General features: G+C 67.2%; 12 protein-coding genes and 1 pseudogene. 5 read left to right on the top strand and 8 right to left on the bottom strand.

Going from position 1 to position 12,862, the window contains the following annotated elements:
* Positions 1-132 precede the first annotated feature (132 nt).
* From AWC14_RS00940 to AWC14_RS27860, 4 genes and pseudogenes are all read right to left on the bottom strand, one after another.
* Positions 133-813 (bottom strand): annotated as a pseudogene (locus AWC14_RS00940) (class I SAM-dependent methyltransferase).
* A gap of 225 nt (positions 814-1,038) precedes the next feature.
* Positions 1,039-3,636 (bottom strand): helix-turn-helix transcriptional regulator, encoded by a 2,598-nt coding sequence (locus tag AWC14_RS00935; protein WP_045375976.1) that lies wholly within the window; start codon positions 3,634-3,636, stop codon positions 1,039-1,041.
* 59 nt (positions 3,637-3,695) lie between these two features.
* Positions 3,696-5,165 carry a glutamate-cysteine ligase family protein gene (locus tag AWC14_RS00930; RefSeq protein ID WP_057003346.1) on the bottom strand — a complete coding sequence of 490 codons (1,470 nt, stop codon included), beginning with the start codon at positions 5,163-5,165 and terminating at the stop codon, positions 3,696-3,698.
* Between the two features lie 58 nt (positions 5,166-5,223).
* The gene (locus tag AWC14_RS27860) at positions 5,224-5,382 is read right to left on the bottom strand and encodes an antitoxin MazE-like protein (protein WP_142281489.1); all 159 of its coding nucleotides are present in this window, start codon (positions 5,380-5,382) and stop codon (positions 5,224-5,226) included.
* A gap of 63 nt (positions 5,383-5,445) precedes the next feature.
* On the opposite strand from AWC14_RS27860, the gene AWC14_RS00925 reads away from it, so the two are divergent.
* The gene (locus tag AWC14_RS00925) at positions 5,446-5,670 is read left to right on the top strand and encodes a hypothetical protein (RefSeq protein WP_045375973.1); all 225 of its coding nucleotides are present in this window, start codon (positions 5,446-5,448) and stop codon (positions 5,668-5,670) included.
* Positions 5,667-6,104, top strand: a complete 438-nt coding sequence (locus AWC14_RS00920; protein WP_045375969.1) for a type II toxin-antitoxin system VapC family toxin — start codon at positions 5,667-5,669, stop codon at positions 6,102-6,104. Before AWC14_RS00925 ends, AWC14_RS00920 begins: the two co-directional genes overlap by 4 nt.
* Here the strand turns inward: AWC14_RS00920 and AWC14_RS00915 are convergent.
* Complete coding sequence (locus AWC14_RS00915) at positions 6,101-6,880, bottom strand: class I SAM-dependent methyltransferase (protein WP_045375966.1); 780 nt, start codon at positions 6,878-6,880, stop codon at positions 6,101-6,103. The two genes, AWC14_RS00920 and AWC14_RS00915, sit on opposite strands and share 4 nt — an antisense overlap.
* On the opposite strand from AWC14_RS00915, the gene glpK reads away from it, so the two are divergent.
* Entirely contained in the window at positions 6,870-8,399 is a 1,530-nt protein-coding gene (gene glpK / locus AWC14_RS00910) for a glycerol kinase GlpK (protein ID WP_142281488.1), read from the top strand. The two genes, AWC14_RS00915 and glpK, sit on opposite strands and share 11 nt — an antisense overlap.
* Positions 8,400-8,480: 81 nt before the next feature.
* On the opposite strand, the gene AWC14_RS00905 is transcribed toward glpK, so the two are convergent.
* Positions 8,481-9,191, bottom strand: coding sequence for a PadR family transcriptional regulator (locus AWC14_RS00905; RefSeq protein ID WP_045375963.1), 711 nt, complete (start codon positions 9,189-9,191; stop codon positions 8,481-8,483).
* A gap of 66 nt (positions 9,192-9,257) precedes the next feature.
* Positions 9,258-10,481, bottom strand: a complete 1,224-nt coding sequence (locus AWC14_RS00900) for an MFS transporter (protein ID WP_045375960.1) — start codon at positions 10,479-10,481, stop codon at positions 9,258-9,260.
* 79 nt (positions 10,482-10,560) lie between these two features.
* Here AWC14_RS00900 and AWC14_RS00895 point away from each other — a divergent pair, with 79 nt between their 5' ends.
* On the top strand, positions 10,561-10,935 hold the full coding sequence (locus AWC14_RS00895) for a hypothetical protein (protein ID WP_045375958.1): 375 nt from the start codon (positions 10,561-10,563) through the stop codon (positions 10,933-10,935).
* 1 nt (position 10,936) lies between these two features.
* Here the strand turns inward: AWC14_RS00895 and AWC14_RS00890 are convergent, their stop codons facing one another.
* The gene (locus AWC14_RS00890; protein ID WP_045375955.1) at positions 10,937-11,761 is read right to left on the bottom strand and encodes an RDD family protein; all 825 of its coding nucleotides are present in this window, start codon (positions 11,759-11,761) and stop codon (positions 10,937-10,939) included.
* Positions 11,762-11,839: 78 nt separating this feature from the next.
* On the opposite strand from AWC14_RS00890, the gene AWC14_RS00885 reads away from it, so the two are divergent.
* Complete coding sequence (locus AWC14_RS00885) at positions 11,840-12,832, top strand: stage II sporulation protein M (RefSeq protein WP_045375952.1); 993 nt, start codon at positions 11,840-11,842, stop codon at positions 12,830-12,832.
* The last annotated feature ends 30 nt before the right edge of the window (positions 12,833-12,862 follow it).

Below are 12,862 nucleotides of genomic sequence, written 5' to 3'. Positions count from 1 at the left end.
ATACAGCTTACCAAGAGTATATGTACATAAGCCCTGTGGACACTGGGGATCAACCCGCTGATCGGGGCGATCAAAGCTATTGCGGCCAACAGCCTGGCGACCGTGTCGTATACCTCGAGGCGAGATGAGCTCTCAGTCAGCCTTGTGCGCGGTCAGCAGGTAGGCCGGCAGCTTGGAGCGGCCCTTGTCGTCCTTTGGGAAGTCCGGCATCTGAAACGGCGCGTCCGAGGAAGCGGGCGGGATGTTCGCGTGAATGAACGCCGGCCGGATCTCGTCGATCTCCCAGTACTTGCTCACCGCCGCGCGCAGCTCGTCCTCGTCGACGGTGTTCGGCCCCTGTTCGGCCTCGGGCGGGAAGGCACCCTTGGCGAAAACCAGCACGTAGTAGTTGGCGCCGGGCGCCGCCGCTCGATGCACCGAGCGCAGTTAGCCGTCGCGGCCCTCCACCGGCAGCGAGTGAAACAACGTGGAGTCGATCACGGTGTTGAAGCGACCGTCGTAGCCGGACAACGAGGTGATGTCGGCCTGCACGAAACTGGCATTGCTCAGCCCGCGTTCCTCCGCGGCCTGGGTGGCGGCCGCGACGGCCGTCGGCGTGAGGTCGACGCCTACCACGGTGTAGCCCTCGCCCGCCAACGCCAGCGACAGCTCGGCGTAACCGCATCCGGCGTCGAGCACGTCGCTGCGGACCTTGCCGTCACGAATCAGTGCGGCCAACTCCGGTTGCGGCTCACTGATGTTCCACGGTGGCGGACCCTCGAAAACGCCTTCCCCTCGATAGGCGCTGTCCCAGTCCATGACTTCGTCTGCCATGGAACCCAAGCTACCGCTCAGAGCCGACCCATCTCGCGGCACATTCGAGCCGTCTCGAAACAGGCGGATTCGCGTCGTGGATAGCGCGGTCGGGGCAGGTGTGTGGAAAGTCGTGGCGTGGCGCCCCGCTTCGCCACGGATCGCGGTAGTACGTGCACCATGACTACAGCGTTGCCCGCGTCAGGCCGGGTGTATTGCGTAGCGGAGTACTCGAATTCGCGCGGTTCAGGGGGTCGCGCCGGATTGCAGTATCGCCGCGAGGTCTTCCCGTGACTTGGCCCCCACCCGCTGGCAGGCGCGGTACACATGCCCTTCGACGGTGCGCACCGACATGACCAGCCGATCGGCGATTTCGCGATTGGACAAGCCGGTGGCCACCAATTCGATGACTTCGCGTTCGCGACCCGTCAGCGGAATCCCCACCGGGGTGCGCAGCGCGGGTGTGCGCAGCCCGCCGCACGCGTCGGACAGTTCCCTGGCCAGCGCCGACGCATAGAGTGCGCGCTTGCGGTGCTGCGTCCGGTTGAAGCAGACGGCCGCTTGTGCGGCGACGTCGGCCGCGGTGGCGCGGTCACCGATCGCCCGGTAGGCCGCCGATGCCGCCAGCAGCCCCTCGCCGTCACCGGCCCGCAGCGATTCGGCATGCTGCGCAACGGCATCCGCCAACGGCAGCGACAATGTGCCTGCGAGCTGACGCGCACGTTCGCTGTCGGAGGCATCACCCCACTGAGCCGCGGCCTGCAGGCAGGCGACCTCGTGTGTTGGTTGCGCACGCTCGCGGGCTTCGATGGCGGCTGCTCGTACGGTCGCCACGGCGTCGCTCAGCGAACCGCCCGCGGCCAGCGCCCAGCCGGCCGCCACCGACAACGCGGTCTGCATGAACAGGTAGTCAGGGGGAACGCACTCCCGCGCTTCGCGCGCCGCCTCGCTCGCTTCCGCCGACTGGCCGAGTTTGGCGTGCGCCTCGGCGAGCGCGAAACAGCATGCCGGCCCCAAACCCGTTGTCACACCATGCTTTTGAACGCCGGCCAACGCTTCGTGCAGGAGCTTCACCGCGCTGGTGACCGCGCCGCGCACCAGCTCGGCCTGGCCCATCAGGAATGCGAGGTTGGCATAGGCCAGCCCGGGAATGTCCTTGGCGGAGTCGGCGATCTGTTGCGCAGATCGCACGCATTCGTCGATGCGGCCGGTCAACCGGCAGGCCCGGGCATAGACGCTGCCGAACCAGAACCGCATGTGCGACGCCTGGAACGACGTCACGGCGCGCTGCAGAGCGGCGTCGGCGACGTCGCTGATGTCGTCTACGTCGCCCAGCGCGCCCATCGCCATGATCAGCGCGACCGACGCCATCATCGCATGGAAATCCGATACTGCTCCGGAATCCAGTGTGGCCCGGGCCTTTTCGGCGGCAACTTCGCAGTGGGCCAGCACCGCGTCCAGACAGGCTTCGACCGCGGTGCGCTCGGCCACTTCCGCGGCCGACTCGGGCGTGGCGGCAAGCCGTTCGAGGATGGTTGCCGCGTCGCGGGGCCGGCCGAGCATCCAGATCAGGTTGGCCGCCCGCACGGTTGCCCAGCGATGGTCGTCCATCTCCCGCAGCACGTCTTCGGCTTCCGCGCCGCGCCCGGCGAGCACCAGGTTCATCGCGCGCAGACCGGCGGCCTCGGGCGCCCCGGCTTCGGCTGCGGCGGTGGCGAACCGGTCGGCGAGGTCCAGGTCGAGCAGGGTCATGGCATGTCGCGCCGACGCCAGGAAAAGGTCGGAATCCGGGGCAGCGTCGGATTCCAGGGTGAGCAGCGCCCGCCGGACCGTGGCATGCATGTCGGGATCGGGGTCCTTGGCCAGCCGTTGCGCCAGCCGGCCGCGGATGCGCGACAGGTGTAGTTCACCGGCGGTCGCACGGCGAAGCTCACCGAAAAGCGGATGGGCCAGGCGGGCCATCAGCGTCTTGCCGGCGCGCTCGACGCTAACCAGATGCATCCGCTCGGCGACTTCGAGGTCGCGGCGCCGCACCAGGTCGGTCAGGACGTCGACCGCGAGCGGTTCGCACTGCGACAGGGTGTCGACCACCAGCGCCAAACCGGGGGTCAGCCGGCTCAACTGCCGGCCCACCATGTCGCCGATACTGGGCGAGACCGCGACGTCTTCGTCCCAGATCCACACCCCCGCCACCTCGCGTATCCGACCGGCCGCGACCTGATCGCTCAGCATCTGCCGCAGGAACAGGGCGTTGCCGCCGGTCAGCTTCCAGAAGCGCTGAGCGCTGCGGGCATCGACCGGCCCGCCCAGGGTCGTCTCGATGATTCGGCGGGTGGCCGCCGCCGACAACGGTTGGAGGTCCATGCGGACCAGCCCGCCGTCCTTCCACAGCGCCGTGACGGCATCGGGCTCGCCTCCGCCCGCACGCAGGGTGACGACCAGGCGCACGCCGTTGGACTGGGCCAGCTGGTGCACCACATGCGCAGACAGCCCGTCGAGGAGGTGCGCGTCGTCGACGCCGAGCAGCACCCGTCCCTTTTGCTGTTGGGTGACGAACGAGTAGACCAGGCGTCGCACGCTCGACAGCGGATCGGACATCCCGTCGCTGAGCGACGCAGTGAAGGCGCCCAGCGGCAGCCGGCGCGCGGACTCGGTTCCGACGATCCACTTCGTGCGTTCACCGGAGCGCTGCGCTCGGGTCAGCACCTCACGCGCGAGCCGGGTCTTGCCCACGCCCGCGGTCCCGACAATCACCACACCGGAGTGATTGCCAGCGCCGCCGAGCACGCGGCGAATAACGGCGAGTTCGTCCTCGCGCCCGGTCAGCGGATCGCCGCTGATCACGGGGCGACTATAACTCGCGTGGCGAATTGTTGTTCGAATTCGTCAGCGATTCACCTTGCTCAGTCCCAGGTATGCACCGGCTCGTTGGAATGCATGTGATCGCAGTAGCGCCGCAGCATTTCGGCCAGCGCAGCCGGCCGGGTCATCCCGCCCTCCTGCAGGGCCCGCACCGTGGACACCTGCCAGGCCGCGCCGTTGCGACCGGTTTTCGCGCGGCCCTCGATGACGGCGAGGAACCGGTCGCGCACCTCCGCGGCGACGCCCCAGGCTCGCAGGCCCTCGTCGGCCATCGGCAGCAGCTGGCGCAGCACGAGTTCGTCGGCGCTCAGCTCGCCAACGCCCGGCCAATACACCTGGGCGTTCATGCCGTGTCGCGCGGCTTCCAGGAAATTGTGTTCTGCCACAGCGAAACTCATTTTGGTCCACAGCGGGCGGTCTTCTTCGGACAGGGTGCGCAGCATGCCGTAGTAGAACGCCGCATTGGCCACCATGTCGACTACCGTCGGCCCCGCCGGCAGGACCCGGTTCTCCACCCGCAAATGCGGTCGGCCGTCGACGACGTCGTACACCGGCCGGTTCCACCGATACACCGTGCCGTTGTGCAGGCGTAACTCCGACAGATGCGGAGTGCGCCCGGCAGCCAACTCGGCCACCGGATCTTCGTCGGACACCTGCGGCAACAACGACGGGAAATACCGGACGTTCTCTTCGAACAGGTCGAAGATCGAGGTGATCCAGCGCTCGCCGAACCACACCCGCGGCCGTACCCCCTGGGTTTTCAACTCGTCCGGCCGAGTGTCGGTGGCCTGCGCGAACAACTCGATGCGGGTTTCCGCCCATAGCTGATGGCCGAAGAAGTATGGCGAGTTGGCGCCGAGCGCGACCTGTGGCCCGGCCAGCACCTGCGCGGCGTTCCAGTTGTTGGCGAAATCAGCGGGGGACACCTGCAGATGCAATTGCATGCTGGTGCAAGCGGATTCGGGTGCAATGGACGGATAGTGCAGACTGAGCGGTTCGGGGCCGCTGATTTCGATCTGGATGTCCTCGCCACGGGCGCTGACCACCGAGTCGTTCAGGGCCGCATAGCGCGTCGAGTCGCTCATCCACCCGCCGCGCAGATGCTCGGGCATCAGTGTCGGCAGGATCCCGATCATCACGATATGGGCGCCCTCGGCGTCGGCTTTGGTTTCAGCGGCGTCCAAACTCGCCCGGACATCATCTTCCAGCTCGATCCCGGTGCGGCCGGCCAACGGCCGCGGCGGCACATTGAATTCGATGTTGTAGCGGGCTAACTCGGTCTGGTAGGCGGGGTCGGCGATCGCCGCGAGCACGCTTTGGTTGGCCATCGCCGGTTGGTAGTCGCCGTCGACCAGATTGCATTCGATTTCCGTCCCGGTCAGCGGACGGTCGAACTCGAAACTGGACTGCGCCAGCATGGTCTCGAATACGTCCAAACACAGCTGCACCTTGCGCCGGTATTCCTGACGGTGCACGTGGTTGTATTCGGTCCGCTTGACCTCTTCGCCCACACCGCCGATGCAACCGGTTCAGTGCGGCCCGCGCAACCAGATCGTCATGAGGGGGAATTCACACCCGGCCGAGATCTGCTTCGTCTCCGAACGACGAGACGGCATCGGCGAATGCCTGGTCATCAGGTTCGTACGGGCTGGTAGCAGCCAGCGCCGACTGGCGATGAGCATCGGCGGCAAACCCTGGTCGCCCTCTGGGGTTGTCCCCTTGAGCCATGCAATGAGACTACATGGCGTTTGGCGTTGCACATCAGATGCGTAGATAGATAGCATCTGATGTATGCGGACCACCATTGACCTCGATGACGACATCCTCCGCGCATTGAAGCGACGTCAGCGCGAGGAGCACAAAACGTTAGGGCAGCTGGTGTCGGAACTACTGGCGCAAGCGCTTGCAGCCAGTCCTCGCCCGGCGGTGGACATCAGTTGGACCACTGCCGACTTGCGACCTCGGGTCGACCTTGACGATAAGGATGCTGTCTGGGCCATTCTGGACCGAACGTGAGTGAGACGTTCGACGTAAACGTGCTGGTGTATGCGACGCATCGGGCCAGCCTTTTCCATGACAAGGCGAAAGCACTCATCGAGCGGTTCCTAGGCGGACCGGATCTGGTCTACCTGCTATGGCCCGTCGCACTCGGATACTTGCGCATCGTCACCCATCCGACGTTGCTCGATGCGCCACTCACGCCGGCCGCCGCGGCAGACAACATCGAACAGTTCGTCTCCCAACCGCACGTGCGACTGGTCGGCGAGATGGACGGATTTTGGCCGGCTTATCGACGGGTCGCAGACGCCGTCAACCCACGGGGCAACCTGGTTCCCGATGCGCATCTGGTGGCGCTGATGCGTCAGCACGGCATTTCAACGATATGGACCCACGACCGCGACTTCCGCAAGTTCGAAGGGATCACCGTGCGCGACCCCTTCGCCGGCTAACGGCGCGACGCCACCACGATCTGCGGGCGCGGGCGCACCGGAAGGTTGAACAGCCCACCGCCACGCAGGTCGACGTGGATCGCGGGATCGGCATGGGCGGCCAGTGCACGCAGCGCCGACGGGCTGTAGGCGCGCAGCGAGCTGATGAAGCCGTCGTGCGCCAACGGCAGCACAACAGTCAACGGCAGCATCGACGCCAGCTGCACGAGGTGTAGCGGCGACGGCGGCCGCGGCAGGTCGATGATCAGCAGTTTGTCGGCCGCCCGGGTGCCTTCGGCGAACACCAGGGAGGCCAGCGGCGGCGGCAGATGGTGAAACGACATCACGAACACCGCGAGGTCGTAGTAGCAGTCCGGCGCGTCGATGGCCGTCGCGTCCATCTCGCGCACGGTGGCCCGCGGGTGGCTGCCCAGGTCGCCGGCGGCGATCGCGGCGACCGACGTCGGTTCGACGTCGGTCACCGTGACCTGCGCGGTCGGATGCTGCTCGAGCAGCGCACGCGCCAGCCCGCCATGGCCCGAGCCCAGTTCCAGAATCTTCGGATCGGGCACGTCGGCGATCTCGTCGAGCGCGATCCGGGCGAACATCTGGTGATGGCCGAACAGGCGTCCGACGCGGTCCAGCGACCGCACCACGGCGCGCCTGCGGTCATCGACGTCGTCGCGGTCCAGGTATTCCGGACGCTGGGTTTCCAGCCGCCGGTCCAGACACGATGCGTTCGGGCCGCCGCGCGGCATGGTCGCAATGTCGAACGTTCGAGTGCCCATGTACGCCATCATGGACGACGTGGCTGAGTCGGCTGAATTCGTCGCCTCGATCGACCAGGGCACCACCAGCACCCGCTGCATGATTTTCGACCGCGACGGCGCCGAGGTGGGCCGCCATCAGCTCGAGCACGAGCAGATCCTGCCGCGCTCCGGCTGGGTGGAGCACGACCCGGTCGAGATCTGGGAGCGCACTTCCTCCGTGCTGACGTCGGTGCTCAACCGCACCAACCTCAGCCCGAAAGATCTTGCTGCCCTGGGCATTACGAACCAGCGCGAAACCACGCTGGTGTGGAATCGGCGTACCGGCAGGCCATACTACAACGCGATCGTCTGGCAGGACACCCGCACCGACCGCATCGCCTCGGCGCTGGACCGCGACGGCCGTGGCGACGTGATCCGGCGCAAGGCGGGCCTGCCGCCGGCGACCTATTTCTCCGGCGGCAAACTGCAGTGGATTTTGGAGAACGTCGACGGCGTGCGCGAGGCCGCCGAACGTGGCGACGCCGTCTTCGGCACCCCCGACACCTGGCTGTTGTGGAATCTGACCGGCGGTCCGCGCGGGGGCATGCACGTCACCGACGTCACCAACGCCAGCCGCACGATGCTGATGAACCTGGAGACCCTGGACTGGGACGACGAGCTGTTGTCGTTTTTCGGGATACCGCGCACGATGCTGCCGTCGATCGCGCCGTCGTCCGCGCCGGAACCGTACGGGGTCACCGTGGACGGCGTGCCGATCACCGGAATCCTCGGCGACCAGCACGCCGCGATGGTGGGCCAAGTGTGCCTGGCGCCCGGGGAAGCCAAAAACACCTATGGCACAGGCAATTTCTTGTTGCTCAACACCGGCGAGGACATCGTGCGGTCGGACAACGGCTTGCTGACCACAGTCTGCTATCAGTTCGGCGACGCCAAACCCGTTTACGCTCTTGAGGGTTCGATCGCGGTCACCGGCTCGGCGGTGCAGTGGCTGCGCGACCAACTGGGCATCATCAGCGGCGCCGCGCAGAGCGAGGCGCTGGCCCGTCAGGTCGACGACAACGGCGGGGTGTATTTCGTCCCGGCGTTCTCCGGATTGTTCGCTCCGTACTGGCGATCCGATGCCCGCGGCGCCATCGTGGGCCTGTCGCGGTACAACACCAACGCGCATCTGGCCCGCGCCACCCTGGAGGCGATCTGCTACCAGAGCCGCGACGTGGTCGACGCGATGGCGGCGGACTCCGGTGTGCGCCTTGAGGTTTTGAAGGTCGACGGCGGTATTACCGCCAACGACCTGTGCATGCAGATCCAGGCTGACGTGCTGGGCGTCGACGTGGTGCGGCCGGTGGTCGCCGAGACGACCGCGCTCGGGGCGGCCTACGCGGCGGGTCTGGCCGTCGGCTTTTGGGCCGGACCGGACGAGCTGCGGGCCAACTGGCGCGAGGACAAGCGGTGGTCGCCGTCGTGGAGCGACGACGAACGCGAGGCGGCCTATGCGGGCTGGCGCAAAGCAGTCCAGCGCACGCTGGACTGGGTCGACGTCTCCTAACCGCTTTTCCCGCGAGCGTGCGTGTCCCCGATCGACACGCCGGTGTCGCAACGTATTTCACGCACGCTCGCGGGGGAACCGCTACTCGTCCTCGCTGAGGATGGTGTAGATCTCGCGGCGCGCATTGTTGACGATCTCGACGATGCGCTGCTGCTGCTCAGGCGTTGCGGCGTGCGCGGATTGCGCCACCGCCCCGAACAGCTGGCCCACCGCGGCCCGCAGGTTGAGGTGCGAGGGGTCGACGCCGTCGGCGATCTCGTCCCACGGCGGGGTCTCGATCTTCTCGGCGGCGGCCCGGCCCTCCTCGGTCAGCTCGAAAAGCCGTTTGCTGCCTTCGGTTTCGGAGCCGACGATCAGCCCCTCGTCGACCAGCAGCTGCAGGGTCGGGTACACCGAGCCCGGGCTGGGCCGCCACAGGTCCTGGCTGCGTTCGGCGATCTCCTGGATCATCTCGTAGCCGTGCATCGGGCGCTCGGCCAGCAGCACCAGGATGGCGGCGCGGACGTCGCCGCGTCGCCCACGCCGGCCCGGACCGCCGCGGCGCCCACCGCGCGCACCGGGGCCGAACCCGAACCCGAAACCGCCGGGACCGAAGCCGGGACCGAAACCCCGGCCGAATCCGGGGCCGAACGGCCCGTCGTGCCCGGCGTCGTGGCCGCGGACAAAGTCGCGGAACTGCCGACGGGCTTGCCTGCGCTGCTCGTGTAGAGCCCGGCGGTCCTGCGGGCCGAAGCCGAAACCGACGGGGCCACCGACGAACGGCCCTCCGAACGGGGGAAATGGTGCATTCATGTTCTGTCTCGTTTCTGCAAGGGCAGCGCCCGATGCGCTGCCGATGCATTGACGATATATCGCAAACTATCGCGATGCAACGGCCGCTGTGAAATTTTTCGCCGACGGGCCGGTTTCCGGCATCGCGATCAGATACAGCGCGAACCCCGCACCGGCCAGCGCGCCCAACGACAGAAACGCCGCGTGGTAGCCGGCGCTCACCACGATCCAGCCGGCGCCGAAGTTCGACAGCGCGGCGCCCACGCCCCAGGCGGTCGTGATGGCTCCCAGGCTGACGTTGAATCGGCCGGTGCCGTGCGTAACGTCTTGCACCACAAGGGGAAACAGCGCCCCGAAGATGCCGGCACCGACCCCGTCGAGCAGCTGGACGCCCACCAGCCAGTACGGGTTGTCCGACAGCGTGTACAGGAACCCGCGGGCCGTCAGCACCGCGAAGCCGACCAAAAAGATCGGTTTGCGGCCCCAGGAGTCCGCTTTGGCGCCGGCGAGGTAGGCCACCGGGACCATCACCAGCTGAGCCGCGACGATGCAGGAGGCCATCAACGCGGTGCCGCGATCCTTATTCTGCAGTGCCAGCACCTGGCCGACCAGCGGCAGCATCGCGGCGTTGGCGAAATGAAACGCCACCACCGCCGCGGCGAAGATCATCAACCGCCGGTTGTGCAGCAATACCGCCAGCCTCGACGGCTGTGGGTGGGGCTGCCCGGGCGCGTGATCCATTCCGCGGGCCACGTCGTGGTCGATCGCGGCGGCCGGGATCCGCAGTGTGGCCACCACGCTAAGCAGGGCCATCGCCGCCAACACCCAGAACACCACCACCGGGCCGAAGAAGTAGGCCAGGCCGCCGGTGGCCGCCGCCGCGGAGGCATTGCCGGCGTGGTTGAACGACTCGTTGCGGCCGACCCGGCGCGCGAAAAAGCGCGGACCCACCACGCCCAGGGTGATCGCCGCGAGCGCCGGCGCGAACACCGATCCGGCGATCCCGGTGATTGCCTGCAGTATCGAGATCGAGTAAAAGCCCGGAAACAGCGGCATCGCCAGGGCCCCTGCGGTGACCGTGATCGCTCCGGCGATCACCAGCGCCCGCTTGGCCGAAGTGCGGTCGACGATCGCGCCGACCGGTGTCTGAGCGACGATCGCCGCGATTCCCCCGACCGCCATCACGAACCCGATCGAGGCCTGATCCCAATGGTGGGTCAGCAACAGGTAGATCGACAGGTACGGACCCAAACCGTCGCGCACATCGGCCAACGAGAAGTTCAACAAGTCCAGTGCACGCGCCAGTCGCACTGCTGCACATTAGCCAGCGAAGCTGGACTGAACCTGAAGAAGGTTTATCCGCGATGGCCGGCTGGGTAGCACTGATCGAATGAACGACGATGTGAAGGTCGACGCCGCCACCGAGCCAGCGGTCCAGCGCGACGCCGGCGGCGATAACCGGCTGCGGTTGTGGGTGAACTGGGTGCTGGCGCTGTTGACGATTCCCGCCGCGGCGGTGGTCCTAGTCTTCACGCTCGGCGCGGTCATGAGCACCGCCGCCTGCAGTGACAAGCAGTGCCCCAACCTCGGCCCCGACGGGATCGGCTTTGGGGTGTTGTTCTACGGCGCGCCGGTACTGTCGGCCGTGACCATCGTCGTGTCGTTCTTCACGGCGCGGCGCCGGCGGGGTTTCGTCGTTCCGTTGTGCGCGTTGGCGCTTTTGGTTGCCGACATCATCCTTGTTGCCGTGACGGTGGCGCAGTAGGTCACCGTGGCGGCGCGAAGCCGCCCCCGCCCGGCGCCGGCCAGGACGGCGGTGGTGGCGGCCAGGGCGGCGGCGGAGGCCCCGGGCTGAGTCGCAACCTGGCGAGTTCGCGGCGGTGCCGCTCGGCTAACACGGCGGCCAACGCCAGGTGCGGCGGAGTTCCCGGCGGGGGCGGGGGAGCGACCCGGGCCAGCACGTCTGCGGCAATCCGGCACGCCATCTGATACCGCAGGCCTGGTTCCAGTTGCGGTGCGCGGGAAAGAAATTGGCGTGCCAATTCGGCTTGCCCGGCGCTGAGTCCGGACAACTGAAGCGACGCGGCCCACCACGCCAGCGACGGCGGCATCGCCGGTGGCGGGCCGAGTTTCGGGCCGCGTTCGCTGATGACGACGGTGCCGGCGAAGATGTCGCCGATCCGTTTGGCTTTCGGCGAAAGCAGGCTGCACATCACCGCCGGGCTGCCGAACAACATCCAGATCTCCACCACCGATGCCAATGCCCGAAAAAGCGCTTGGCGGAACCGTTCCGGGCCGCCGTCATCGGACACCACGCGCAAGCCCATCACGATCTTGCCCACCGAGCGGCCGCGCGCGGCCGTTTCCATGATGAGCGGGTAACCGACCAGGACCAGCACCGTGAAGATGATCAGGATGGCCGCCGTGGTGGCGTCGTCGAACTGTGTCAACGTGGCCGCCCACAGCATCAGGCCCAGCAGGTAGCCGACGAAGATCACCGCGATGTCGATCAGCGCGCCGACGGCACGCACCGGCAACTGCGCGATTTGCACATCGAGTACCACCGCGTCCCCGGTCACCACCTCCGACATACTTCAGAAGTTAGCCTCATGGCGGCGACCCGCTGCACTCGGCTTCGCCGAGCTTGCGATCGCCGCTAACCTGACGCTGTGGACGTCGACGCGTTCGTGCTTGCGCACCGCAACACCTGGGCGAGGCTCGAACAGCTGGTGAAGCAACGACGCCGGCTGACGGGCGCCGAGATCGACGAACTCGTCGAGCTCTACCAGCGGGTGTCCACGCACCTGTCGATGTTGCGCTCGGCGTCGTCGGATTCGGTGCTGATCGGGCGGCTTTCGACGCTGGTGGCCCGGGCCCGCGCCGCGGTCACCGGCGCGCATGCACCCCTGTCCGGCGAGTTCGCCCGGTTCTGGACGGTCGCCTTTCCGGTGGTGGCCTACCGAACCTGGCGCTGGTGGCTGGCCACGGCAGTGTTGTTCTTCGCCGCGACAGCCGTCATCGCGATCTGGGTGTCGGGCAGCCCGGAGGTTCAAGCCACCATCGGAACACCAAGTGACATAGAGGAATTGGTGAACCATGACTTTGCCTCCTACTACAGTGAGCATCCGGCCGCGGCGTTCGGGCTCCAGGTGTGGGTGAACAACGCGTGGGTGGCCGCGAAATGCATTGCGTTCGCGGTGGTGTTGGGCTTGCCCATCCCGTTTGTGCTGTTCCAGAACGCGGCTAACCTCGCCGTGGCTGCCGGGCTGATGTTTCAGGCCGGCAAGGGAAACATCCTGCTGGGGCTGCTGATCCCGCACGGCCTGCTGGAGCTGACGGCGGTGTTCCTGGCCGCCGCCGCGGGGATGCGGCTCGGGTGGTTCGTGATTTCGCCTGGCGACCGCCCGCGCGGGCAGGTGCTTGCCGAGCAAGGCCGTGCGATTGTCACGATAGCCGTCGGGCTGGTGGCGGTGCTCTTAGTCTCGGGTGTGCTCGAAGCGGTGGTGACCCCGTCGCCGTTGCCGACCTTTCTACGGGTCGGCATCGGAATTGCCGCCGAGGCAACGTTTCTCGCGTACATCGTCTACTTCGGCCGGCGCGCTGCCCGGGCCGGGGAGACTGGCGACATCGCCGACGCTCCCGACGTTGTGCCGACGGGCTGAACCGGCGTCGAGTCACACTCGGCGTTGGGG

It is taken from the genome of Mycobacterium kyorinense, from assembly GCF_002101735.1.
Classification (GTDB): Bacteria; Actinomycetota; Actinomycetes; order Mycobacteriales; family Mycobacteriaceae; genus Mycobacterium; species Mycobacterium kyorinense.
This window is presented reverse-complemented; position numbering and strand designations above follow the sequence as displayed.

What these genes read in the sequence shown, in the direction of transcription:
- AWC14_RS27860 (WP_142281489.1), bottom strand. Translation starts at nt 5,382, where the DNA reads ATGGCTCAAGGGGACAACCCCAGAGGGCGACCAGGGTTTGCCGCCGAT.
- glpK (WP_142281488.1), top strand. Translation starts at nt 6,870, where the DNA reads ATGTACGCCATCATGGACGACGTGGCTGAGTCGGCTGAATTCGTCGCC.
- AWC14_RS00915 (WP_045375966.1), bottom strand. Translation starts at nt 6,880, where the DNA reads ATGGCGTACATGGGCACTCGAACGTTCGACATTGCGACCATGCCGCGC.
- AWC14_RS00895 (WP_045375958.1), top strand. Translation starts at nt 10,561, where the DNA reads ATGAACGACGATGTGAAGGTCGACGCCGCCACCGAGCCAGCGGTCCAG.
- AWC14_RS00925 (WP_045375973.1), top strand. Translation starts at nt 5,446, where the DNA reads ATGCGGACCACCATTGACCTCGATGACGACATCCTCCGCGCATTGAAG.
- AWC14_RS00890 (WP_045375955.1), bottom strand. Translation starts at nt 11,761, where the DNA reads ATGTCGGAGGTGGTGACCGGGGACGCGGTGGTACTCGATGTGCAAATC.
- AWC14_RS00905 (WP_045375963.1), bottom strand. Translation starts at nt 9,191, where the DNA reads ATGAATGCACCATTTCCCCCGTTCGGAGGGCCGTTCGTCGGTGGCCCC.